Origin of the sequence: Gordonia sp. DT218 (genome assembly GCF_049847105.1) — a bacterium.
Classification (GTDB): Bacteria; Actinomycetota; Actinomycetes; order Mycobacteriales; family Mycobacteriaceae; genus Gordonia.
Genome location: NZ_JBNCNS010000001.1, coordinates 336,008 through 359,791, shown reverse-complemented (window position 1 = coordinate 359,791; position 23,784 = coordinate 336,008). Strand labels below are relative to the sequence as shown.

Sequence of the window (23,784 nt, the reverse complement as noted above, 5' to 3'; positions counted from 1 at the left end):
AGGGGCACAGCTGTGGCAATGATCGAGCAGGTCGGTGCACGCGAGATTCTCGATTCGCGGGGCAATCCGACCGTCGAGGTCGAAGTGGTTCTCGACGACGGCACCTTCACCCGCGCGGCGGTCCCCTCCGGTGCTTCGACCGGTGAGCACGAGGCTGTCGAATTGCGAGATGGCGGTGAGCGTTACGGCGGCAAGGGCGTGACGAAGGCCGTCGAGGGGGTGCTGGGTGAGTTGGCGCCTGCGGTCATCGGTCTGGAGGCCGAGGACCAGCGCCTGGTCGATCAGGCGCTCCTCGACTGCGACGGCACCCCCGACAAGGGCCGACTCGGCGCGAACGCGATCCTCGGTGTGTCCCTCGCCGTGGCCAAGGGCGCCGCGGAGTCGGCGGGTCTGCCGCTGTTCCGCTACCTCGGTGGGCCGAATGCGCACATCCTGCCTGTGCCGATGATGAACATCATCAACGGTGGTGAGCACGCCGACAACGGAATCGACTTCCAGGAGTTCATGATCGCGCCGGTCGGCGCCCCCACGTTCAAGGAGGCATTCCGCTGTGGCGCCGAGGTCTACCACGCGCTGAAGTCGGTCCTGAACAAGCAGGGGATGAACACCGCACTCGGTGACGAGGGCGGGTTCGCGCCCGACCTCCCGAACACCGAGGCCGCCCTCGCCGCGATCGGCGAGGCCGTGGAGAAGGCCGGATACAAATTCGGTCAGGACGTCGTCGTCGCGCTCGATGCCGCCGCCACCGAGTTCTATTCCAACGATGTCTACAAGCTCGAGGGCAAGGACTGTTCGTCGAGCGACATGATCACCTTCTTCGAGAAGCTGGTCACCGACTTCCCGATCGTGTCGATCGAGGACGGGCTCGCCGAGGACGACTGGGCAGGGTGGGCGGCTCTGACCGAGGCCATCGGCGACAAGGTCCAGCTCGTGGGGGACGATCTGTTCGTCACCAATCCCGAACGCCTCGAACGTGGTATCTCGGAGGGGGTCGCCAACGCCCTGCTGGTCAAGGTCAACCAGATCGGCTCCCTCACCGAGACACTCGATGCGGTGGCACTCGCCCACAACAACAGCTACAAGACCATGATGAGTCACCGGTCGGGCGAGACCGAGGACACCACCATCGCCGATCTGGCCGTGGCCTGCAGCTGCGGGCAGATCAAGACCGGCGCGCCGGCCCGCAGCGAGCGTGTCGCGAAGTACAACCAGCTCCTGCGCATCGAAGAGGGTCTGGGCGACGCGGCACGGTACGCGGGGGACCTCGCCTTCCCGCGATTCTCGTTCGGTTCGTGATTAGCTTGAACCCATGACATCAGGCGGGCGCCGGGAGCATGGTGAGCGTGCCCAGCCGTCTCGTGGGATGCCGAACGGTCGGCGTCATCGGGCTCGGGCAGATCGACGTGGCAGTGCCGCGCACGGTCATGCCCGGCCCCGATCCCCGGGGGTCACCCCGGGGTCGGCGCGTCCGTCCCGGATCTCGGTGACGGAGACCGGCGAGCAGGAAGTGCACACAGACGAGCTGGATTCGACAGGGCGGGGTACCTCTGCCGCCGAAGCCCGTCCCGACAGCCGCATCGCCTCTCTCGCGCGGCGCTCGCCGACGCACCGAACGCGCCGGCGCAGCTTCGATCGCGCATCGCTGACCGCCCGGTGGGAAGGTCTCGACGCCAAGCGGGCGATCATCCTCGCGCTGGTCATCAGCGTTGTCGCGCTGACGCTCGCGATGCCGGTCCGAACCTACTTCTCGCAGCGTGCGGAGTTCGATCAGCTGCGGGCCGGCAACGACAGTCTCCGATCCCAGGTCACCGACTATCAGCAGAAGGTGAACGAGCAGGGCGACCCGGCATATATCGAGGCGAAAGCGCGCGAGCGCCTTCAGTTCGTGCGGCCGGGGGAGAAGGCGCTGGTGATGATGTACCCCGGTGACGACGCGCGGATCGCCGCGCAGAAGAAGGCCGAGGAACGCGCACGTAACCCGTGGTACGGCAATCTCTGGGAATCCGTGGCGACCCCTCCGAACGCCAAGTGAGCGTCTCCGCAACCGACCTGGCCACGATCGCCGAGCAACTCGGGCGGGAGCCGCGTGGCGTCGTCGAGGTCAGCTATCGCACACCGGACGGCGCACCGGCGGTCATCAAGACGGCCCCTCGGTTGCCCGACGGCACCCCGTTCCCGACGCTCTATTACCTGACCGATCCGCGGCTCACCGCCGAGGCGAGTCGCCAAGAATCGGCCGGGGTGATGAAGGAGATGACCGCGCGCCTCGGCACCGACCGCGAGCTGGCCGCGGCCTATCGTCGCGCCCATGAGTCATACCTCGCCGAGCGCGATGCGATCGAGTCGCTGGGTACCGACTTCACCGGTGGCGGCATGCCCGATCGGGTGAAGTGCCTGCACGTTTTGATCGCACATTCGCTCGCGAAGGGGCCCGGTCTCAATCCGCTGGGCGACGAGTCCGTCGCGCTGGCGGCCGAAGGGGCCTTGCGCGGCACGGCGATTCCGGTGGACTGGCCCCGCCACCAGTCCACCGACAATACGGAGGATGACCCCGAGTGACCATCGTCGGGGCCGTGGATTGCGGAACCAACTCGATCCGCCTGCTGGTCGCCGAGTCCTCTACCGCTGATCGATTTCGACAAGCTCAATCCGGCGGAGTAGCCGGCGAGCGCAGCGAGGAGGCGTATCGAGATCACACCTCGAGCCCACTCGTCGACATCCACCGCGAGATGCGCGTCGTCCGGCTCGGCGAAGGCGTCGACGCCAATGGTCGGTTCGCCACGACAGCCATCGAACGCACCCGAAAGGCGTTGTCGGACTATGCCGACATCATGGTTGCGGCAGGCGTCGAACGCGTCCGCATGGTCGCGACGTCGGCGACCCGTGATGCCTCCAACCGCGACGACTTCTTCGCGATGACCTCGGAGATCCTCGGTCGGGTGGTGTCCGGAGCACGTGCCGAGGTGATCACCGGTGACGAGGAGGCGCGGCTGTCGTTCCGCGGCGCCGTAGGCGAACTCGATCCTGCCAGTGGACCTTTCGTGGTCACCGACCTCGGTGGCGGATCGACCGAGGTGGTGGTGGGTGACGCGGACGGCGTGAGCGCGGCGTACTCAGCAGACATCGGATGTGTCCGGCTGACCGAACGGTGCCTACCCTCAGATCCGCCGACCACCGACGAGGTCGGCGCGGCGCGCGATTTTGCGCGCGGACGACTCGATCCGGCCTTCGCCGCGGTTCCCGTCGACGGTGCCCGCACCTGGGTGGGTGTGGCCGGCACGATGACCACCTTGTCGGCGGTCGGTGCGGGACTGACCGAATACGACCCGGAGGTCATCCATCTCTCACGGATCTCCCTCGACGATCTCGACGTGGTCTGCCGGCGGCTGGTCGGGATGACCCGTGCCGAGCGGGCCGCGCTCGGTCCCATGCACCCGGGCCGCGTCGACGTGATCGGCGGTGGCGCCCTGGTCACCATGGAACTCGCGCGAGTTCTCCGGGAACGGGCCGGGATCACCGACCTCGTGGTCAGCGAGCACGACATCCTGGACGGCATCGCGCTGGGGTTGCTGGACTGAGCATCTTTCGCCGCCCAACATAGTTGTTGGGTATTGGGGTGATGACCACCGCACGTGTGAGCGACCTGCCGAAGAAGTCGCGCCGCCCGGGATCTGCGTCGATGATTTGGATCCCGGCCACCCGGCCACCGTGGACGCGGCCGATCCTTGCTCCGGCCGATCGCGAATCAGGTCGCCGCGGGAGTGCGCAACGACAGGTTGTTGCAGGCCTCGCACACGGTTTCGGGAATGATGCCGCGACGCTGCAGGAAACCGAATGCGACGCAACCGAGGCAGAGGCCGACGACGAGCTCGAGGCCGGCGGCCACGATGAGGAGGCCGACGACGATCTGTGCCGCCAATCCGGCGCCGAGTAGTGACAGCACCAGGGCGGTGCCGCTGAAGACCAGCCCGATCGTCTGGGCGAATCGCTTCGGCGGTCCAGGGACGAGCCTCGACTTACGCCAGATCTTGGGAGCGATCACGCGGACGGAGAGTTGCCCGAACGGCGAGAACCGTGGACCGGCCATCACCCGGAGCAGGAAGCCGAGCGCGAGGAGTGCGTACAGGACGGGACTGTTCACCAGGATCGCGACAACGGCGAGGAGGATGACAAGACCGGCTGTCGATCGCGCCGCGTAGTCGTTGACCGGATTGGGGAACGTCAGCGCCGAGGGCAATGAACGGGACACGGGACCTCCTGAAGACAACGACGGCTCAGGATAGGTACAACCGCGCTAGCAGGGCAAATGTTCCGCTCACGCCGGTTCGAAGGTGGCGATGGTCGCCAGGACGTCGTCGCCGTACTGCTCGAGCTTCGCATCGCCGACACCCGACACACCGCGCATCTGTTCCGCGGTCTCGGGGCGGCGGGCCGCCAGTTCTCGAAGTGTGGCGTCGTTGAACACGACGTACGGTGGGACGCCGCGGCTCGACGCCTCGGCCTTTCGCCAGGAGCGCAGGTGCTCGAACAGTCCACGGTCGGCCTCGGGCAGATCGTCAGCAGGCTTCGCCGACCGGCTCCGGGTGACGCTCCGCACCGGATCGTCCCGCAGCATCACCGCGACCTCACCGCGCAGTACCGGCCCGCTCTTCTCGGTCAGCGTCAGGACCCCGTAATCGCCTTGCGGTGCAATGATTCCGGTCGCGACCAGCTGCCGGATCGCGCTGCGCCAGCCCGCCGCGTCGAGCTCGGTGCCGATCCCGTAGGTGGTGAGCCGGTCGTGCCCGAACTCCCGGATACGGGCTGTGTCGGCACCACGCAGGATGTCGACGAGATGTCCGGCGCCGAAGGACTGCCGGAACTCGCGTTGCAACCGGACGATGGTGGACAGCAGCTTCTGCGCTGCGATCGTCCCGTCCGAGGTGGCCGGCGGGCTCAAGCAGGTGTCGCAGTTGTCGCAGGGTTCGGTCGCGTCCTGGCCGAAGTACCGCAGGAGTTGCCCGCGCCGGCAGTCGACGGTCTCGCACAGCGCCAACATCGCGTCGAGGTGCTGCTGCTGGACTCGACGGTGGTTCGCGTCACCGTCGGATCGGTCGATGAGTCGCCGTTGTTGCATGACGTCGGCCAGGCCGTAGGTCATCCAGGCCACCGACGGCAGACCGTCACGCCCTGCGCGGCCGGTCTCCTGGTAGTAGCCCTCGACACTCTTCGGCAGATCGATGTGCGCGACGAAGCGGACGTCGGGTTTGTCGATCCCCATGCCGAACGCGATCGTCGCGACCACCACCACGCCGTCGGCGCGCAGGAATCGCTCGAGTGTCCGCTGACGGACGGTGCGGTCGAGGCCTGCGTGATACGGCATCGCATCGACACCGTTGGCCGCGAGGAACTCGGCGGTCTTCTCCACCGACGCCCGGCTGAGCGCATAGACGATGCCTGTGGCCGGCACGCCGTCGACCACGCCCTCGGTTCGGATGAACGCCAGCAGCTGTTTGCGCGGTTCGGCCTTCCCGACGATGCGATAGGTGATGTTCGGCCGGTCGAAATCCGCGACGAAATGGCGGGCACCGCTCAGGTGGAGTCGTTCGGTGATCTCGGCATGGGTCCGTGCGGTTGCGGTCGCGGTCAATGCGATCCGCGGGACGTCGGGCCACAGCTCGGCCAGCTCGCCGAGCGCGAGGTAGTCAGGCCGGAAATCGTGGCCCCACTGGGACACGCAGTGCGCTTCGTCGATGGCGAAGAGTGCGATCTTCCCTTGCTGCAGGAGGTTTCGCGTTCCTACCGTGTTGAGGCGCTCGGGCGCCACATACAGGAGGTCGAGCTCGCCCGCGCGGAAAGCGTCCTCCACCGCGGCCCGCTCGTCGGGCATCTGGGTGGAGTTCAGGTATGCGGCGCTGACACCGAGTTCACGAAGTGCCGCCACCTGATCGGCCATGAGTGCGATGAGTGGCGAGACCACGATGCCGCACCCGTCGCGGACCAGCGCCGGTACCTGATAGCAGAGACTCTTGCCGCCCCCCGTCGGCATCAGGACCACGGCATCGCCGCCGCCGACCACGTGCCCGACGATCTCTTCCTGGTCGCCGCGGAACGACTCGTATCCGAAAGTGGACTCCAGCACGTGCCACATGTCCGACATGGGCACAAGATTACTGGCGTCGTGTGTCAGGGCTGCTCGCCCGGCAGCTCGCCGACATCGACAGGTTCCTCCGGGACATCTTCCGCGCCGGCGAGAGCGGCCGGCTCGGATGCTGGCAGCTCGCCGAGATCGACCGGATCGCCGATCTCGTCATCGTCGGCAGCTTCGCTGCCCTCGATGATGTCCTCCGCCCCGACATCGACGATCCCGCGCTCCTCGTCCTGACGGGCCTTACGGGCCGCGTCACGCATCTCGAAGCCGTCGGTGACGAGGTCGCCGATCTCCCGTGCGACGCCGGCAACCGCTCCGGTGATGATGGTGGCGATCTGACCCACGTGGGTGGCCGTCGATTCGACCACTTCCTGGATCAGGTCCTTGTTGCGTTCGATGCGATCGACCATGGTGAGTCCCCTCGAGCTGATGGTCGGTGGATGTGCACCGAGGGTACCCCCGCGCACACCCACCGTCGTCAGGCGGCGGACGCAGGCTTCTCGCGTTCCACGGTGACCACCAGATCGTCGTCGTCGCGGGTCATGAAGTTCGGCAGCGAGAGCTTGGCGATCTTCTTCCAGGTCGACCCGAGCTGATGGCTCAGCGAACCGGTGTTGTACGGCAGTCCGTAACGCTCGCAGATCTCCTGCACCTCGCCGGACATCTCCGGGTACCGGCTGGCCGGGAGATCGGGGAAGAGGTGGTGTTCGATCTGATGCGAGAGGTTGCCGCTCATGAGGTGGAACAGCGGGCTACCGGTGATGTTGGCCGACCCGAGCATCTGACGCAGATACCACTGGCCGCGGGTCTCGTTCTCGCACTCCTCGGGCGTGAAGGTCTGTGCACCGCTGGGGAAATGGCCGCAGAAGATGATCGAGTAGGTCCACACGTTACGGACCAGGTTCGCCGAGGCGTTGCCGAGCAGCGTGGTGACGAACATCGGGCCGGTCAACGCCGGGAACACCACATAGTCCTTGAGGACCTGGCGACCGGCCTTGCGCCACATACCCTTCACGAGCCCCTTGACGTCGTACCACTTGCGTTTCCCGGCGACGATGTTCTCGACCTCGAGGTCGTGCAGCATCACACCCCACTCGAAGAGCAGCATCAGGCCGGTCGCATATGCGAGGTTGCCCAGGTAGTAGGGATTCCACTTCTGGTCACGCGCCATTCGCAAGATGCCGTAGCCGATGTCGCGGTCCTCGCCGAGGATGTTGGTGAAGGTGTGGTGCATGTAGTTGTGGCTGTGTCGCCACTGATCGGCCGGACACACGGTGTCCCATTCGAACTCGCGGGAATTGTAGGTGTCCTCGCGCATCCAGTCGTACTGGCCGTGCATCACGTTGTGGCCGATCTCCATGTTGTCGAGGATCTTCGACACGGAGAGGGCGCCGACGGCGGCGATCCAGGCCGGCGGGAAGAAGCCCAGGTACATGAGCCCGCGGCCTGCGATCTCGAATCCGCGCTGGGCCCGAATGATCGAGTACAGGTACTCGCGGTCCTTCTCGCCGAGGTCGGCGACGATCCGCGCACGCAACTCGTCGAGGTCACGGCCGAGTGCCTCGACCTGCTCGTAGCCGAGTGTGATGTGGTTCGGGTTGCCGGCGGCCGTCGGCCGATCGTCCTCGGTCGGGTGATGCTCGACGACGACTCCGGTGAGTGGTGTGGTGGTGGGTGCGATCTCGGTGCTGGTCATGGCTATACCTCGATTTCCACGTCGCCGACAGGTGCGTTGATGCAAAGCTGGATCCGCTTGTCGGCTTCGGTGTCGGTTTCTCCGGTCAGCACGTTGCGCGTGCAGCCAGATTTCTTGATGGCGGTGCAGGAAAAGCAGATTCCCATCCGGCAGCCGGAGTCCGGGCTGAGCCCGGCGGATTCCGCCTGATCGAGGATGGTGCGGCCGTCGTTGGTCGCTGACCTGCCGGAGTGCAGGAACGTCAGGTCGCCGTCGATCGGGGCGTCCGGGTCGACGGCGATCGGCGACGCGAGCACGAATGCCTCGCTGTGTAGCGGTTGTGTCATCCCGGTGGTGTCGTAGTGATCATTCACCGCGTCCATCAGGGCCGGGGGTCCGCAGACGAACAGGTGGGCCTCGTCGAGGCCGGCGATGTCGTGGAGGTGCTCCCCGGTGAAATGGCCGTCTTCGTCCCCGCGGGTGTAGTGGAGCCGCAGGTCGATGGCGGGATACGCGGAGGCCAGGGCGGTGAGTTCCGCACGGTAGGCGACATCGGCAGGAGTGCGTGCGTAGTGCACGAACGTGATCGGTCCCGGATGGTTCTCCGCTACGAGCGTGCGCGCCATCGAGAGTACAGGTGTAATGCCGCTGCCGCCGCTGATGAAGACGGCGGACCGGGGTCGCTGCGCGGGGAGGGTGAACTCCCCGGCCGCCTGGCTCAGTCCGACCACCATGCCGACGTGGGCATGCTCGCGGAGATGCTTGGACACGAACCCGTCGTCGTGTGCGGTGATGGTCAGTTCGATATCGTCGCCGGGTGTGTCCGCGGTATTGGCCGGGGAGAAACACCGCACGTGACGGACTCCGTTGATAACCGTGCTGAGCTGCACATATTGACCGGCCTGGTGGCCTTTCCACTGGCGGGTCGGGCGCAGGACGAGTCGTACGGACCGGTCCGTCGGACGGTGGACGGCGATGACCTTGCCGCGAAGGTCGCGCCAGGTGAGCATGGGATCGAACAGTTCGAGATAGCGATCGACCGGGTGAGGCGAGAGGGCGGCCTCGACGATCGGGCCGACGAGAGATGGGATGCGGATGCTCATGGGCTGGCTCCGTTCGTAGGTGCACTTTTCAGTGAACATCTGTACACAAGAAGTGTGACACGCCTCCGGGGTGTGCCGTCAAGCGGAATCGGTTGTGACGGCCAACACGGATTTGCGGCGCGGTGCGGTGGGCGACACCGCTGCCGTGGAGCGGGCCACTTAGACTCGGAACGTGACCAGGACCCGACACACCACCCGTCCGCGCTCGTCGCGCGATGAGGGCGAGTCGGAGACCCGGGCCGAACGGAAGAACCGCACCCGCCAGGCCCTGCTCGACGCCACCATGGAACTGGTTGCGGATCGGAGCTTCGCCAGCATCAGCCTTCGCGAGGTCGCACGCGGGGCCGGCATCGTGCCGACGGCCTTCTATCGCCACTTCGCGTCCATGGAGGATCTCGGCGTCACCCTCGTCGAGGACTCGATGCGCGTGCTCCGCCGTATGTTGCGCGAGGGGCGGCGCGATCTCGCAGCGCGCCAGGCATTGCCCACCGCGCAGAATTCGCTCGCGATCCTGCTGCGGCATGTTCACGACAACGAGGCGCAATTCCGTTTTCTCGTCCGCGAGCAGCACGGCGGCATCGCCGAGATCAGGCGGGCGATCGACACCGAGCTCCGGTTGTTCTCCAAGGAGCTGGCGATCGACCTCTCGCGGCTACCCGACCTGGCCACCTGGCTCCCCGAGGACCTCGAGATCGCGGCCGAACTCATCGTGACGATCATGTTGACGGCCGTCGCCGACCTGCTCGACAACGACCATCGGGGGCGTGGCTCGGAACGCGAACTCGTCGAGCGGACCGAGCGGCAGCTCGTGATGGTGTTCCTCGGTATGGGGCGCTGGCGACCGCGCCCGGAATAAAGTCCGAATTCCCGATATTCAATATATGTCGGTTCGTGTATTTACCATTTGTTCATGTCGGGAGTCGGCCAACTCGGTAGCGAGGTAGGGCCATATCGGCTGGATGACCTGTTGGGCCACGGCGGTATGGGTGAGGTTTATCGCGCATATGACACGGTCAAGAACCGTGTGGTGGCGGTGAAGTTGCTCAACCCGGTCCTCGCCGATGATCCGATTTATCAACAGCGCTTTCGTCGGGAATCGCATGTTGCCGCAGGTCTCGGTGATCCCCACGTCATTCCGATCCATGATTGGGGCGACATCGATGGATTGCTCTATATCGACATGCGCTTCGTGGACGGCGAGAATCTCCGGACCACTCTGCAGCGCGGAGGGGCCCTGGAACCCGAACGCGCAGTGTCGATCGTCTCTCAGGTGGCGTCTGCGCTCGACGATGCCCACCGCCACGGCGTGGTACATCGCGACATCAAACCCGAGAATATTCTCTTGACCGGCGACGATTTTGTCTATCTCGTGGATTTCGGTATTGCCCAAGGGCGCGCCGACAGCAGGCTGACCGACTCCGGTATGGCCGTTGGTTCTGTCGCGTATATGGCCCCGGAATTATTCGACTCCGACGATGTCTCGCCGGCGACCGATATCTACGCGTTGGCATGTGTTCTCTTCGAGTGCCTCACCGGCCGAGTGCCACATCCGGCAAAGACGATCAGTGCGGCGATCAAGGCCGCGGTTCTCGACAAGCCCCCATCTCCGAGCGCGGTCAATCCGAATATGCCGATGGCATTTGATGCCGTGGTGGCGCAAGGGTTGCGGAGCCGACCCGACCATCGCTACGGCACCGCTCGTGCACTGGCAGACGATGCGCGACGTGCCCTGCATGATGATCCCGGTTCGGCGGCCAACTCGGTGGGAGCGCGCGAGGACGATGCTCAGACGACAGCGATTCTTGCCTCAACTGCTGTGGATCCGCCCATTTCGCCGCACTATGTCTCCGAGGAGAGCCTCGGTGGCCCGCCGCTGTACGCCGGACAGCCTCCGCCGACGCACTATCCGCCGCCATACGGTTACGGGCCGGGTCGCGACGACCGGGGAAGCCGACGATGGGTGGTACCCGTCCTGGTCGGGATCATCGCGGCGGCATTGATCGGCTTGCTTGCGCTCGGGGGCTATTGGTTGTTACGGAAACAGCCGGACAATTCTTCCACCGCGCCCACCACGCCCACCGTCACCCAGACCGTGACGCCCGAGGAGCCCGGCACTTCCGCCATGCCGACCGTGGCCGCCCCGCCTCAGGCGGCATCGTCGTGCGGCGCGGGTGTGGCCGTCGGTACCTCGGTCACCAGCTGCCCTTTTGCGGTGGCGGTCCGGGACGAATACCTGCAGACCGGGCCGAAGGGGTATGCGCGCGACATCGTCGCATATAGCCCGGTGACCGGAACCGCCTATCAAATGTCTTGCGCGCCAGAAGGTGGGGTCGTCGCATGTCGTGGGGGTAACGATGCGGTCGTATACGTCTACTGATCCGAGTGCGCGCGGATGAAGCAGAAAGCGCTCTTTGTGGGGTCCGCGGCCTGCGCTGTCGCCGTTCTGTTGAGTGCGTGCGACGAGCCGAGTGCACAGCCGCCGGTGTCTCCGGTGACCGTCACCGTCACGGCGACGTCTCCGAGATCCCAGGTGAGCCTGTCGCCGATGCCTGCGAAACCTGGAAACTACGCCGTGCTCGTTTCTGGTTTTCCGACCATCGCCGCATCATCGGGAGTGAACGTCGGGATTGCCATGGCGCCCGTTGGTGGCGACGCCGTTCCGGAGCTCACCCTGGGCGACCGGACGGCGCGTGTCGCGTGGTCGACAATCAAGGTTCCGCTGGCAGTGGCCGCCGAACGAGCGCATGGACCCTCGTCGGCCGAAGCCGCGGCAATCGTCAATTCGGACAATGCGTCCGCAGAGCAACTGTGGTCGTCGCTGGGCTCGCCTGTGCAAGCGGCTGACGCGGTCACGCAGGTACTGCGTGAAGGCGGCGACAGCCAGACGACGGTGCCTTCCCAGGCCCTGCGGCCGGGGTTCACGACGTTCGGCCAGACCGTCTGGTCCTTGTCCTCCGCCGCGACTTTCATGGCCCACCTCAGCTGCTTACCGGGAACGGATCATGTCATCGATCTGATGGGGCGAGTGGCGGGCAACCAGCAGTGGGGCGTGGAGTCGATGCCGACTCCTGCCTCCACGGCCGTGAAGGGCGGTTGGGGCCCCGGAATCGCCGACGGCTACCTGGTGCGCCAGATTGCCCTCGTCCGCTATCGTGACGGCCGGTCGACGGCCGTGGCCATGAGCGCAGTCGCCGATTCCATGGTCGAGGGCATCAATGCACTGAATGACGTCGCACGATGGTTGAACGCCCATATCGCGCGACTTCCGCGAGGCCGCTGCTGACGACGCGCAAGTCGCAGCCAAGGTGCCTTCCTGTCCGCGAAAGACTACGACTTCGCATCATGGCTGGCAGTCGCCGCGTCTGGACCTTATCCTGCTGTTACAGATGTGACTCAGGAGACAGAAGTGACTCGTGTGAAATTGGCTGTGGGCCTCACAGCAGTGGCCATGGTGTGTTCGGTGGTCTTCGGTACGGCGAGCGCTGCTGCCGCCTCGCCACCGTGGTGGCCACCGCAGCTGCCGCCGCTGCCACCGCAGGTCGCGCGGCTTCTCGAGCCGCCGGTCCCGGTGGAGAAGAAGCTGACGACGAGTTTCGCCGCGTTGCAGAAGTCGATGCGCAAGTCGTTGCCGGGCACGCTGGGGCTGGCCATCACCCCCGTGGGCACCGACCAGTCGATCACCATGGGAAATCTCAAGTCGGGCCGTGCATGGTCCACCTTGAAGGTGCCGGTCTCGCTGGCGGCGCAGCGCAAGAACGGTGCGGCCGTCGCGGTGAAGGAGGACAAGGCGATCACGTTCTCGGACAACGACGCGGCAGGCGACCTGTGGGGATCACTCGGCGGTGGTCGCAGCTCGGTCGAGGCCGTGACAGAGGTCCTGCGTGAAGGGCATGACCTGCGTACCGCCGTGACCTCGGAGGCGGACGATCCGCCGTCCTATCCCGGATACACGCCGTGGGCGCTCGCCGATCAGGCCCAATTCGCTGCGCATCTGCCGTGCCTCGCCGAAAGCGAGCACGTCATCCGGCTGATGAGTTCCGTCGCGGCCAATCAGCAGTGGGGCGTCGCGAAGGTCGGCCGCAAACAAGGTGCGGTGACGGCGGTGAAGGGCGGCTGGGGGCCGGCGACGTCCACCTCTGCCGGGTATCTGGTGCGGCAGCTCGCGATCATCAGCACCACCCGGGGTCAGGTCGCGGTGTCCATGGCCGCGGTGCCTCGGAGTGGATCGTTCTCCAGCGGTATCTCGATGCTCAACCGGGTCGGGGACTGGATCGACCGCAATCTCGCCACCCTGCCCACCGGACGCTGCTGATCAGTCGTCCTCGATCTTCGCGTGCCGACCGGTCGAGACGACCGACGAGGGTCGCTCCACCGGCTCGATCTGCTGGGCACCATGATCGCGGACGCGTCGTCGGCCGGTGTCCGGCGCGGCCTGCGTCGTCCGTGCTTCCGTCGTTCGGTTGGTCTCCGGCCGGGTGGCCGTGCGGGCAGGTGCGGCCGGTGTCGGCGCAACCGCGGCGCGTGCGCGTCCGGCGGGACGGGCCAATGCCGCCGCGATCACTGTCGTCAACGGCACCGACAGTGCGATTGCGATGCCGCCGACGAACGATCGCGCGAGTTCGACGGCCACGGCGTCCGTGGTGATCAGCGAACCGAACGGTTGCTGGGCGACCGAGAACAGCAGGAGCAGGGGGAGTGCGCTGCCCGCGTATGCGAAGACCAGGGTGTAGACGGTGCTGGCGATGTGATCCCGGCCGACGCGCATCGCGGCCCGGAAGGTGCCCAGTCGCGTCGACTCGCCCGCAGCCGCGAGTTCGAAGGCCGCCGATGCCTGCGTGATGGTGACATCGTTGAGGACACCGAGCGTGCCGATGATGAAGCCCGCCAGCAACAGCCCACTGATCGAGATACTGCCTTGGTACACCTGGAGATTGGTGGTCTGATCGCCCGACAGGCCGGTCAGGTGCATCGTGTCGATCGCCAGCCAGCTCAGCAGCCCGGCCAGCATCAGCGACATCAGGGTGCCGAGCAACGCCGAACTCGTCCGGAGGCTCACGCCGTGCGCCAGATACAGGACCACGAACAGAATGGCTGCCGACGAGACGACGGCGACCGCCACCGGTGATTCGCCGTCCAGGATGGCGGGCAGGGTGAACACGCCGAGGACGAGAAAGGCGAATGCGAGTCCGATGATCGATCGGAATCCACGCCACGCGGCCACCAGGGTGATGGCGGCGACGAACAGGAACGCCCACACCAGGGTCGGTACGGTCCGGTTGAAATCGAAGAAGGTGTAGCGCGGGGTGCCGTCCGGACCGGGAACCACACTGAGACGGAGTTTGTCGCCGGTGTTCAGCGTCGGCTGTCCGGCCTGGGGCTGATCCGGCGATCCCCGCGATTGGGTCGACGCGCCCGGTTCGGTGCCGGACTGCGCCCGGTTGGTCGGGACTTCGAGCAGGGTGTAGCGACCCTCGTCGTCACCACTGTCGATCCGCACCGTGCTCTGGATGCACGGGCCGAGGTCGGTCACCCCCTCGATCTGGAACTGGGCGCTGTCCTGGGCGGTGCCCGCCAGCGGATTCAGGCAATCCGCCCGAACCTGCCCCACGACCTGACCGTCGACGGCGCGGATGGAACCGCCGTCGGCCGAACGGAATTGCATCGGGATCGCGTGGTCACTGTTCGACGGCCACAGCACCACCGCCCCCGCGACGACGCCGATGCCGATGACGGCGAGGCTGACGATCACGATCCAGCGGGCGATGGGCGAGAGGACAGCAGGGATCTCCGACAGGTTGTGGGAATGTCCGTGACCGTGTCCGGGATGACTCACGCCGACACCTTATGCGCTTTCCCGCGAGGTGCCCATTCGTCGGGCGTGGCCGTGGACGTCGTCGACGGTCTCGGCCGTCAGGTCGACCCGGCGGGACGGGCCGCGATGATTCCCGGGCGACCGGTCGCCGCGACCGAACCGCTTGTGCCGCAACGACCCCGGAACATACGAACGGCCGTGGGGTCTGTACTTCTCGGGCGCGGGGGGACGACGTGGGTGACGGTGTCCTCGGACTTCCCAGGGATGGGCCGCGCCATCGAGCCGATCGCCAGGTGTGCGCGCAACGGAGAACATGATCGGACAGGGAGTGAGATCGGGACGTCCCAACCTGCTGTCGTGGTCGCGGCACCGGAGTACAAGTGGAGATATGCGATCAACCGACGTACTGATCGACGGCTTGGGCCGTGTGTCCGACAACGTTCACGCGGTGCTCGACGGCATCACGGCGGATCAACTCGTCTACCGGCCGACATCGGAGGCGAATACTATCGCCTGGCTGGTCTGGCACCTGACCCGTGCTCAGGATGCGCAGATCGCCGACGTCGCAGGCACCGACGAGGTCTGGACGTCGGCAGGGTTCCACGAGCGGTTCGACCTGCCGTTCCCGGCAACTGCCTCCGGCTATGGACAGTCCGCCGAGGAGGTCGGGCAGGTGGTGGCCGAGCCGGGACTGCTCCGGGACTACTACGACGCGACGCACGCCGTCACCATCGGGTACCTCGGCGCTCTCACCGACGACGATCTCGACCGCGTGATCGACGAGAACTGGGATCCGCCGGTGACGCTGGGCGTTCGCCTGATCAGCGTCGTCGACGACGACGCACAGCACGTTGGTCAGGCGGCCTATGTTCGCGGTCTCGTGGGCTGACCCCTTCATCTCGAAGTCAGGTCCAGCCGAAGTAGTCGGCAAACGCGCACCCGATGCCCACCCGCGCACGTCGCGACCTGCGCGGCTGAGCAACGGGTGCGCGGATGGTTCGCGGTGCAACGCAGACGGAGACCTCGACGCCGAACCGATTCCGGCAGTCGGTCAGAACCTCACGAGCGGCAGCCCTTCCAGGTCTGGAAGTCGCCGGCGAACGCGGCGCCGCCGGTGCAGGTCGGACCGTTCTTGCCGTCGACCACCACGGTGGCGCCCGGTCCGGCGATACCGATGGCCAGGCCCGGACGCACGCCGGTCATCGTGACCGTCGCTCCCTTACCGATGGCGATCGCGGCCGGACCGGCATAGTTGTCGCCGGTCACCGCGGCCTTGCCGCCGCCATCGGTGATTGCCAGAGTGAGTCCGGTGGGGCCGGAATCGACCTGGCAGTTCGGCATTGTCGACGATTGTCCGGGAAGGCCGGGACACACCTCCGGTACGGCGTGGGCGGCCGGCGCGGCGGCCAGGGAGATACCGGCGGCGCCCGCCCCGGCGATGATGATCCCTAGGGCGGTGCGGGTGGCAGAACGCATGATGGTGACTCCTCTGTTGCGGGTGGCTGACCGGAGCGATTCGGAGCCGATGGAGGCACGGATGGGTGGCGCTGCTCCTGGACGTGCCGGGTGGCAGATGTCCGTCCCTGCACAGTGAGCCATGAGACGATCGGGGCATGGCGAAGGATGCGACGGAGTCACCGGCCGGCACCTCAGACGATCCGTCCGGCGAATCCATGCTGACGGTCGTCATCGCGTTCACGATGAATGTGCTGATCGCCGTTGCCAAGACCGTGGCCGCAGGGATCACCGGCTCGGCCTCGCTGGTCGCGGAATCCGCGCATTCGTGGGCCGATGCGGGTAACGAGATCTTCCTGCTCATCGCGGAACGGCGCGGTGCCCGGGGCCGCGACGGCAGGCATCCGTTCGGCTATGGACGGGAAACCTACATCTGGTCGATGTTCGCCGCGTTCGGCCTGTTCATGGTAGGGGCCGTGGTGTCGGTGATGCACGGGATCTCCGCTCTGACCGAGCCCGAGGAGGACGCGAATTACCTCGTCGGCTACCTCGTTCTGGCGATATCGGCAGTGCTGGAAAGTGTCTCGTTCGCGCAGTCGATCCGTCAGGCGTCGGCGGGTGGCGAGCGGTTCTCGATCCACCCGGTCCGCTTCGTCAGCCGCACGTCCAACTCGACCTTGCGGGCCGTGTTCTTCGAGGATGCGGCGGCCCTGGTCGGACTGGCGATCGCCGCTGCCGGCATGGCCCTCCACGAGATCACCGGGCAGGCGGTGTGGGATGCGATCGGATCGATCCTCGTCGGCATCCTGCTCGCCTTCATCGCGGTGTTCCTCATCAAGCGAAACGGCGAGTTCCTGCTCGGGCAGTCGGCGATGCCCGCCACGCGGACCGAGATCCTGACCGCGTTGCTCGGGCGCCCTGAGATCGACCGGGTCACCTACCTGCACGTCGAGTATGTGGGCCCGATGAAGTACTTCCTGGTCGCTGCGGTCGACATGACCGGCGACCTCGCGGAACATGATCTGGCCGTCCGGTTGCGGCAGGTCGAACGTGAGATCGAGGAACACGAGAGCATCGTCGAGGCGGTCCTGACCCTGTCGACGTCGGATGAGCCGTCGCTCACGTCGTGAACGGAAGTGGGCGTAGGTTGGCACCGTGGAATTGCGAATCTTCACCGAACCCCAGCAAGGCGCAACCTACGACGACCTGCTCCGCGTCGCGAAGGCCACCGAGGACCTCGGCTTCGACGCCTTCTTCCGGAGTGATCACTACCTGGCGATGAATGTCGACGGTCGGCCCGGTCCGACCGACGCCTGGCTCACCCTGGCCGGCCTGGCGCGCGAGACCTCGCGTGTCCGGCTCGGCACACTGGTGACCTCGGCGACCTTCCGCTATCCCGGCCCGCTCGCGGTCTCCGTCGCCCAGGTCGACCAGATGAGTGGCGGCCGAGTGGAACTCGGACTCGGCGCCGGCTGGTTCGAGGACGAACACAGTGCCTATGGCATCCCGTTTCCGCCGCTCGGCGAGCGGTTCGATCGGTTGGAGGAGAGCCTCGAGATCATCACCGGCCTCTGGGGCACCCCGGACGGGGAGACTTTCGACCATCCCGGTGGGCACTACCCGATCAGCCAGTCGCCTGGGCTGCCGAAGCCGACCCAGTCGCCGCGACCACCGATCATCGTCGGCGGTACCGGCAAGAAGCGCACTCCTGCGCTGGCGGCTCGTTTCGGCGACGAGTTCAATGCGGCCTTTCAGCCGGTCGATCAGGCCCGGGCGCAGTTCGAGCGGGTCGGTACGGCCGTCGGCGATGCGGGGCGGTCTGCAGACTCGATCATCTACTCGGCGGCGTTGGTGTTGTGTTGCGGAGCCACCGAGGAGGAGTTGACCCGTCGTGCGGCAGCGATCGGCCGCGAGATCGATGAGCTCCGGGAGAACGGTGCCGCGGGTACCCCCGCCGAGGTGGTCGAGAAGATCGAGAGCTATCGCGCCGCCGGCGCGAGCCGGATCTACCTGCAGACGCTCGACCTGAGCGATCTCGATCATCTGGAGCTGGTCGCGAATGAGGTTGCGCCGCAATTGCGCTGACTCAGCGCACCGAGGTGTCCATCGCCCAGTAGAGGAGCTCGGCGCTCTCGTGAGGGCGGATGCGGACATCTCCGTGCCGGGTGAGTCGGACCGCGTCGCCTTCCGAGAGATCCCCGATGCCGTCGGCCGATACAGTTCCGGCAGCGACGAACAGATGTCCGAACCGCGCCGCCGGAAACTCGATGGGGCGATCCGCTCGAGCTCGTGCGACGTACAGCGCCGACTGACGGTTCGCGAGCCAGACGGCCGGGCCGTCGGCGTGGGCGGCCATCCCGGACGCCACGACGACCGGCTCACCGGAGGACAGTTCGGTGGTCAGGTCGCGCTGCTCGTATCCCGGATCGAGACCCGCGGTGTCGGGGGCGATCCACATCTGGATGACGCGCAACGGTCGATCCTCGTTGCGGCGAGCCGGATTGCGCTCACTGTGCCGGATACCGCGCCCGGCCGTCATCCGCTGGATCTCGCCGGGGTGGATCAGTGTCTCGTGACCGGTGGAGTCCCGGTGCGCCGCAACGCCCTCGAGTACCCAGGTGAGTATCTCGGTGTCGGAGTGCCTGTGCGTGTCGAGACCTTCGCCTGCGTCGACACGATCGTCATTGTGGACGAGCAGAACACCGTGGGCATTCGCGGCCAGGTCGAAATTGCCCGTCGCGGGAAAGGACTGGCGAGAGTCGAGCCACTCGTTCCACCAATGGTCGCGCTCGTCAGACCGGATGATCTGTATCATCGTCGGCCTCTCGTCTCGTGCTGGGACGACATGTGGCCCGACAGCCGGGTCATGATGTCCAGCAGGGCGACCCCGTCGGTCTCGGACAAGGCGTCGATGAACAGCGTTCGGACGCACCGGGCGTGGTCTCGGGCGGCGTGCCGGAACACCTCGGCGCCACGGGGTGTGAGCACCGCGTAGCTGCCGCGTCGATCCTCGTCGGCCCGCTCACGGCCGAGCCAGCCGCGGCGTACGAGTGTGTCGATCTGATACGACAGTCGCGACGTCGAGAACACCAGGTGTTCGGAGAGATCCCGCATCCGGAGACGCCGTCGTGGCGCATCGTGCAGCAGAAGTAGGACCTGATAGTCGGCGAGGGACATGCCGGCGCTCGACTTCAGGTCGTCGTCGAGGACGGTCTGAAGACGAGCACTGGTCTCGATGAAGACCTGCCACGCGGCTCGGCGCGGGTCCGGCGTCGTGGATGGGCTCACCGTGAGGTGTGCGGCATCAGCGCGTCGGGCGGGACGACGCCGAGTCGCCCGGCATTGAAGTCATCGATGGCCTCGACGAGCTGCTGCTTGGTGTTCATCACGAACGGCCCGTACTGGAATACCGGCTCGCGGATCGGCCGTCCGCCGAGGACCAGCAGTTCCAGTGCCGGACGGTTCGAGTCCTGCCCCTCGTCCGCGGTGACGGTGATCCGGTCTCCCTTGCCGAACACCACCAGCTGGCCCTGCCGGACGGGCCGGGCGCCGGGGCCGACGGTGCCGCGGCCCGACAGCATGTAGACGAGTGCGTTGAAGTCCGGACGCCACGGCATGGACAGTCGTGCACCGGGCGTCACGGTGGCGTGCGCGAAGGTGATCGGTGTGTGGGTCGATCCGGGTCCGGCGTGACCGTCGATCTCTCCGGCGATGATGCGGATCAGGGCACCGGCGTCTTCGGTGGTCAGCAGCGCGGCCTGGCCGCCTTCGAGGTTCTGGTACTTGGGGGTGATGAACTTGTCGGCCGCCGGCAGGTTCACCCACAGCTGGATGCCGTGGAACAGGCCGCCGGAATCGACGAGTTCGGCCGGCGGGGTCTCGATGTGCAGGATGCCCGCTCCCGCGGTCATCCATTGCGTGGCGCCGTTCTCGATGAGACCGCCGCCTCCGGTCGAGTCCTGGTGTTGGAACCGGCCGTCGATCATGTAGGTGACGGTCTCGAATCCGCGGTGTGGATGCCAGGACGTGCCCTTGGGTTCGCCCGGCTCGTAGTCGACCTCGCCCATCTGGTCCATGTGGACAAACGGATCGAGGTCGGTGCTCGACGCCCCGGCGAAGGCCCGGACCACCGGGAAACCCTCGCCCTCGAAGCCGCGGGGTCCGGTGGTCACCGACTTCACCGGTCGTTCGGTCTGCTCGGGGGTTGCGGAGCGCAACCGCGGCAAGGTCAGGGTGTCGGCGGTGATTGCGGGCATGACGGGCTCCTCTCGGTAGCTCAATTTTGAGCTATATCGGCCTCAACAGGGTGGGCTCGCGTCGTATTCCCCCGAGTGAGGTCCTCGACCATGAATAATCAGGTCATGGCCGAAACCGGTGGCGGGAATCGTGGCTCTGACGACGCACGACCTGCCGAACGGCAGCGATTCAAGAAGCTTGCGCAGGCCGCGCTGAACGCGGATGTGACGGTGGATCAGGTCGAGGCGATCCTGACCGACCTCGGCGATGTGCTCGTGGACATGAACAAGACGATCGGTGGGCTCGACGGTGCCATCGACAATCTCGGCGTCACCATGTCGCGACTGACGGGCACGCTGGACCAGGTGGATTCGACCGTCGATGTGATGGTCGATGTGGTCGATCGGCTCGAACGCGTCGTCGGGCGGGTGGAGATCCTGGTCGGGATCGGCGAGGCGGCGATGCGACCGCTCGCCGCACTGGAATCGGCGGGGCGCAGCGTGGCCTCGCGACTCGGACTTCTCAGCTGAAGGAGTGCAACCACAATGACCGACATGGCAGTGGAGGAACGTTCGTTCCGTGGCCGGCACGGCGAGACGATCACCTACGACGTCAGTCGCCCGGAGGGTGGTCCGCGGGGGACGGTCGTGATCGCCCATGGGCTCGGTGAACACGGTCGCCGCTACCGCCACGTCGTCGAGCGTCTCGTCGGTGCGGGCTACCTGGTCGCCGTGCCCGATCACCTGGGTCATGGGCGGTCGGGCGGTAAACGTCTTCGTGTCCAACGGTTCTCGGACTACACCGACGATCTCGGCACGGTGCTGGATCAGGTCGCGATCGGCGACCTGCCGACCTTCCTGATCGGGCACAGCATGGGTGGCTGCATCGCCCTGGACTTCGCGCTCGAGCATCAGGATCGACTGGACGGTCTGGTGCTCTCCGGTGCCGCCGTGGTGCCGGGCGACGATTTGTCGCCGGTCGCGGTCAAACTGGCGCCGCTGCTGGCGCGAGTCGCACCCGGATTGCCCACCACGGCATTGGATTCGGCGAACATCTCGCGTGACCCGCAGGTGGTCGCCACCTACGACACCGATCCGCTGGTGACGCGCGGGAAGATCCCGGCGGCCCTCGGCGGCGCGATGCTGGCGACCATGGGATCGTTCCCGCGACGGTTGCCGGGCTTGCACATCCCGCTGCTAGTACTGCACGGCAGTGCCGACGCCCTCACCAGTCCGGCCGGCAGCGAGATGGTGGATCGGCTCGCCGCGTCATCGGACAAGACACTCACGATCTACGACGGTCTCTATCACGAGATCTTCAACGAGCCGGAGCGCGACCAGGTGATCTCGGACGTGCTCGGCTGGGTGGCCGATCACACGCCCGAGCCCTGATCCGCGGACCGACGACCGCGTACCGCCGATGGGTAGTCAGCGCGCTGCCGTCACGCCGCCGGGGTGGTGGTCGGTGTCGTCGCCGATGGTGCGACCGATTCTGGCGAGCTCGCGGGCGCCGGTGAATCCACAGTGGAGTTCGTGTCGGCGGTGTCGGCGGGCGGCGCGGGGACGGTGGTCCCGACCTCGGTGCTGCCGGGGGTGTCCGCGGTTGGTTCCGATGCGTCGCTGGTCGCCGCAGGCGCCTCCGACGAACCGGATGCGACACTCGCGGCCGACGACTCTGTCGAGCTCGCCGTCGACGACGCCGATGCCTCGGTGGCGGCGGCGAGGACCTCGGGGGTCAGCGCCGGTGAGGCCTTCGCGGCGACCAGCGCCGCCTGGGTGGCCTTGGCCGCCCCCTCGGGTTCGGGACTTCCCGATGCGCTCACGAGTTGCACCTTGTCGGTGACCGGCGGGGTGCTGCGCAGAGCTTCGAGGACGTGATCCTTGCCGTCGGCGAGCCCGCGACCCCAGTTCTCCCAGGTGTGTCCGCCGTAGTTGGGGAGTGAGATGACCGACGCCCCGGTCTGTGCCGCCTGCAACTGCATCAACACGGTCGAGAAGGCCGACAGGATCTCGAGCGCCATCGCACTGATCTGGTCCTGCTGCGACAGCTTCGCCATCTCGGTCGCGGTGAGGAAACCGTTGCCCGAGGAGATGATCAGGGTCTGGCCGTTCTCCTTGAGCTTGTTCACATTCTTCGACGGATCGTTGTCGGTCCACCGCTGACTGCCCGGCGCGCCCCACATGTTGACGATCCCGTTGGTGTAGTTCGACACCATCGTCTGCGAACCGAACACGCCCAGCGCACCGATCGGGTTGTCGGTCTGGTAGTAGCCGGACATTGCCTGTACGACCTTGAACTGCTCGGGGTGCCGCTCGGCGAGTGTGACGGCCGGGCCGCCCGACATCGACAGGCCGATGATCGCGTTGTTGTTCTTGCTCACGCCGAAGTTCTCCGCCAGGTAGTCGGGGAGTTCGGCGGTCAGGAAGGTCTCTTCCTTGATGGTGGTGTTCTGGTCACCGGCACCCGCGTCCCAGTCGGTGTAGAACGACGACGCGCCGCCGACGGGCATGACCAGGGTCGTGTCGCTCGCGCCGTCGTAGACCTTCGCCGCCTGTACATCGGTGGTCCAGGCCGAGCGGTCCTCACTCGCGCGCATGCCGTCGAGCAGATAGACGCCGTTGTCGCTGCCATTCGACGCGCGGATCTGGACGATCACGAACTTGTTCTGCGACGCCGACCAGACCTTGCAGTTCTGGACGAAGTTGCCGGACGTGTCCCAGGTACAGCCCTCGCGGAGGACCTCAGGGTGACCGGTGATGGCCGACGCCTTGTTGCCGCCCGAGATCAGCGAGCTGATGCCGAACAGGCCGAGGCTCAACGCGACGACGACGGCGATGCCCGCGAGCCGACGGTGTCGGCGACGATGCGGATGTGCGGTCGCGGCGGTGGGTGAGACCTGCCAGCCTTCGGTGACCAGATTCGGATCCAGGGATTCCGGAGGGATGGGCATGAGACTCCTGACAAAGAATTGAGCGATGTCCCCCGACGCACGGACCCTCCGGCGCGGAGGGCTTCCGTGATGACTGATTTGTCGTCGCACATGCGGTGGGTGTTACACAGGTACGTCTGTGCGCTTCGCTGTGAAATCGCTGTGAGGTGGGACGATCGCGGACCTCGACCTCTGATGCCCGGTCCGGTTCCGCGCGCGGCGCGGGTCGTCCTGCGGAATGTTCACTGTGTGAGGCCGCTCACCGATCGGAGATCCCCATGACACGGCTGTTGATGGTGCTCGGATCGGCAATCGTCGGTCGCTCTCGGATTGTTGGCGGCGCCGGATCGGCGCACGCGACACCACTGCCGTCCGCGGATTCCTGTTATCGGCCGGGCCCGGACGGGGTTCGCACCGGCCCGGTACGGTCCTGCGGATCCGGCA

24 protein-coding genes are annotated in these 23,784 nt (G+C 66.5%); 13 read left to right on the top strand and 11 right to left on the bottom strand.

What is annotated here, in order from left to right; translation table 11 throughout:
• Positions 1-12: 12 nt before the first annotated feature.
• From eno to ACPXCG_RS01670, 4 genes are read left to right on the top strand one after another with little or no spacing between them, the layout of a single operon-like run.
• Positions 13-1,296 (top strand): phosphopyruvate hydratase, encoded by a 1,284-nt coding sequence (gene eno / locus ACPXCG_RS01685; protein ID WP_425788495.1) that lies wholly within the window; start codon positions 13-15, stop codon positions 1,294-1,296.
• A 13-nt stretch (positions 1,297-1,309) separates the two neighbouring features.
• Entirely contained in the window at positions 1,310-2,032 is a 723-nt protein-coding gene (locus ACPXCG_RS01680; protein WP_425788493.1) for an FtsB family cell division protein, read from the top strand.
• Positions 2,029-2,559 (top strand): DUF501 domain-containing protein, encoded by a 531-nt coding sequence (locus ACPXCG_RS01675; protein WP_425788491.1) that lies wholly within the window; start codon positions 2,029-2,031, stop codon positions 2,557-2,559. The genes ACPXCG_RS01680 and ACPXCG_RS01675 overlap by 4 nt, the downstream gene beginning before the upstream one ends.
• Entirely contained in the window at positions 2,556-3,578 is a 1,023-nt protein-coding gene (locus ACPXCG_RS01670) for an exopolyphosphatase (protein WP_425788489.1), read from the top strand. Before ACPXCG_RS01675 ends, ACPXCG_RS01670 begins: the two co-directional genes overlap by 4 nt.
• Before the next feature lie 167 nt (positions 3,579-3,745).
• On the opposite strand, the gene ACPXCG_RS01665 is transcribed toward ACPXCG_RS01670, so the two are convergent.
• From ACPXCG_RS01665 to ACPXCG_RS01645, 5 genes are all read right to left on the bottom strand, one after another.
• On the bottom strand, positions 3,746-4,249 hold the full coding sequence (locus tag ACPXCG_RS01665) for a DUF4395 domain-containing protein (RefSeq protein ID WP_425788487.1): 504 nt from the start codon (positions 4,247-4,249) through the stop codon (positions 3,746-3,748).
• A 66-nt stretch (positions 4,250-4,315) separates the two neighbouring features.
• Positions 4,316-6,139, bottom strand: coding sequence for a DNA helicase RecQ (recQ, locus tag ACPXCG_RS01660; RefSeq protein WP_425788485.1), 1,824 nt, complete (start codon positions 6,137-6,139; stop codon positions 4,316-4,318).
• Positions 6,140-6,165: 26 nt separating this feature from the next.
• Positions 6,166-6,540, bottom strand: a complete 375-nt coding sequence (locus tag ACPXCG_RS01655) for a hypothetical protein (protein WP_425788483.1) — start codon at positions 6,538-6,540, stop codon at positions 6,166-6,168.
• A 68-nt stretch (positions 6,541-6,608) separates the two neighbouring features.
• Positions 6,609-7,826 carry a fatty acid desaturase family protein gene (locus ACPXCG_RS01650; protein WP_425788481.1) on the bottom strand — a complete coding sequence of 406 codons (1,218 nt, stop codon included), beginning with the start codon at positions 7,824-7,826 and terminating at the stop codon, positions 6,609-6,611.
• A gap of 2 nt (positions 7,827-7,828) precedes the next feature.
• The gene (locus ACPXCG_RS01645) at positions 7,829-8,908 is read right to left on the bottom strand and encodes a ferredoxin reductase (RefSeq protein WP_425788479.1); all 1,080 of its coding nucleotides are present in this window, start codon (positions 8,906-8,908) and stop codon (positions 7,829-7,831) included.
• Between the two features lie 172 nt (positions 8,909-9,080).
• Between ACPXCG_RS01645 and ACPXCG_RS01640 the strand changes: the two genes are divergently transcribed.
• The 4 genes from ACPXCG_RS01640 (at position 9,081) to ACPXCG_RS01625 (ending at position 13,220) form a co-directional block, all read left to right on the top strand.
• Positions 9,081-9,764, top strand: coding sequence for a TetR family transcriptional regulator (locus ACPXCG_RS01640; protein WP_425788477.1), 684 nt, complete (start codon positions 9,081-9,083; stop codon positions 9,762-9,764).
• 54 nt (positions 9,765-9,818) lie between these two features.
• Positions 9,819-11,285, top strand: coding sequence for a serine/threonine-protein kinase (locus ACPXCG_RS01635; protein ID WP_425788475.1), 1,467 nt, complete (start codon positions 9,819-9,821; stop codon positions 11,283-11,285).
• 114 nt (positions 11,286-11,399) lie between these two features.
• On the top strand, positions 11,400-12,191 hold the full coding sequence (locus tag ACPXCG_RS01630) for a serine hydrolase (protein ID WP_425788473.1): 792 nt from the start codon (positions 11,400-11,402) through the stop codon (positions 12,189-12,191).
• A 165-nt stretch (positions 12,192-12,356) separates the two neighbouring features.
• Positions 12,357-13,220, top strand: a complete 864-nt coding sequence (locus ACPXCG_RS01625; protein WP_425790425.1) for a hypothetical protein — start codon at positions 12,357-12,359, stop codon at positions 13,218-13,220.
• Here ACPXCG_RS01625 and ACPXCG_RS01620 read toward each other — a convergent pair whose 3' ends face one another.
• Positions 13,221-14,741 carry a YibE/F family protein gene (locus ACPXCG_RS01620; protein WP_425788471.1) on the bottom strand — a complete coding sequence of 507 codons (1,521 nt, stop codon included), beginning with the start codon at positions 14,739-14,741 and terminating at the stop codon, positions 13,221-13,223.
• A gap of 367 nt (positions 14,742-15,108) precedes the next feature.
• Here ACPXCG_RS01620 and ACPXCG_RS01615 point away from each other — a divergent pair, with 367 nt between their 5' ends.
• Positions 15,109-15,609, top strand: a complete 501-nt coding sequence (locus ACPXCG_RS01615; RefSeq protein WP_425788469.1) for a mycothiol transferase — start codon at positions 15,109-15,111, stop codon at positions 15,607-15,609.
• Positions 15,610-15,779: 170 nt separating this feature from the next.
• On the opposite strand, the gene ACPXCG_RS01610 is transcribed toward ACPXCG_RS01615, so the two are convergent.
• Entirely contained in the window at positions 15,780-16,196 is a 417-nt protein-coding gene (locus ACPXCG_RS01610; protein ID WP_425788467.1) for a hypothetical protein, read from the bottom strand.
• 137 nt (positions 16,197-16,333) lie between these two features.
• Between ACPXCG_RS01610 and ACPXCG_RS01605 the strand changes: the two genes are divergently transcribed.
• Together ACPXCG_RS01605 and ACPXCG_RS01600 are read left to right on the top strand one after the other, a co-directional pair.
• On the top strand, positions 16,334-17,305 hold the full coding sequence (locus ACPXCG_RS01605) for a cation diffusion facilitator family transporter (protein WP_425788465.1): 972 nt from the start codon (positions 16,334-16,336) through the stop codon (positions 17,303-17,305).
• Between the two features lie 25 nt (positions 17,306-17,330).
• Entirely contained in the window at positions 17,331-18,260 is a 930-nt protein-coding gene (locus ACPXCG_RS01600; RefSeq protein WP_425788463.1) for an LLM class F420-dependent oxidoreductase, read from the top strand.
• A gap of 1 nt (position 18,261) precedes the next feature.
• On the opposite strand, the gene ACPXCG_RS01595 is transcribed toward ACPXCG_RS01600, so the two are convergent.
• Genes ACPXCG_RS01595 through ACPXCG_RS01585 form a run of 3 tightly spaced genes read right to left on the bottom strand, consistent with a single transcriptional unit; the run spans position 18,262 to position 20,431 of the window.
• Positions 18,262-18,990: a pirin family protein gene (locus ACPXCG_RS01595; RefSeq protein WP_425788461.1), complete on the bottom strand. Its 729-nt coding sequence runs from the start codon at positions 18,988-18,990 to the stop codon at positions 18,262-18,264.
• Positions 18,987-19,463 carry a MarR family winged helix-turn-helix transcriptional regulator gene (locus ACPXCG_RS01590; protein ID WP_425788459.1) on the bottom strand — a complete coding sequence of 159 codons (477 nt, stop codon included), beginning with the start codon at positions 19,461-19,463 and terminating at the stop codon, positions 18,987-18,989. The genes ACPXCG_RS01595 and ACPXCG_RS01590 overlap by 4 nt, the downstream gene beginning before the upstream one ends.
• A complete protein-coding gene (locus ACPXCG_RS01585; protein WP_425788457.1) occupies positions 19,460-20,431 on the bottom strand; it encodes a pirin family protein in 972 nt (323 codons plus the stop codon). Before ACPXCG_RS01585 ends, ACPXCG_RS01590 begins: the two co-directional genes overlap by 4 nt.
• A gap of 105 nt (positions 20,432-20,536) precedes the next feature.
• Between ACPXCG_RS01585 and ACPXCG_RS01580 the strand changes: the two genes are divergently transcribed.
• Together ACPXCG_RS01580 and ACPXCG_RS01575 are read left to right on the top strand one after the other, a co-directional pair.
• Positions 20,537-20,941, top strand: a complete 405-nt coding sequence (locus ACPXCG_RS01580; protein ID WP_425788456.1) for a hypothetical protein — start codon at positions 20,537-20,539, stop codon at positions 20,939-20,941.
• Positions 20,942-20,965: 24 nt separating this feature from the next.
• Positions 20,966-21,802 (top strand): lysophospholipase, encoded by an 837-nt coding sequence (locus tag ACPXCG_RS01575; RefSeq protein WP_425790423.1) that lies wholly within the window; start codon positions 20,966-20,968, stop codon positions 21,800-21,802.
• Between the two features lie 50 nt (positions 21,803-21,852).
• Here ACPXCG_RS01575 and ACPXCG_RS01570 read toward each other — a convergent pair whose 3' ends face one another.
• The gene (locus tag ACPXCG_RS01570; RefSeq protein ID WP_425788454.1) at positions 21,853-23,361 is read right to left on the bottom strand and encodes an alpha/beta hydrolase; all 1,509 of its coding nucleotides are present in this window, start codon (positions 23,359-23,361) and stop codon (positions 21,853-21,855) included.
• Positions 23,362-23,784 lie beyond the last annotated feature (423 nt).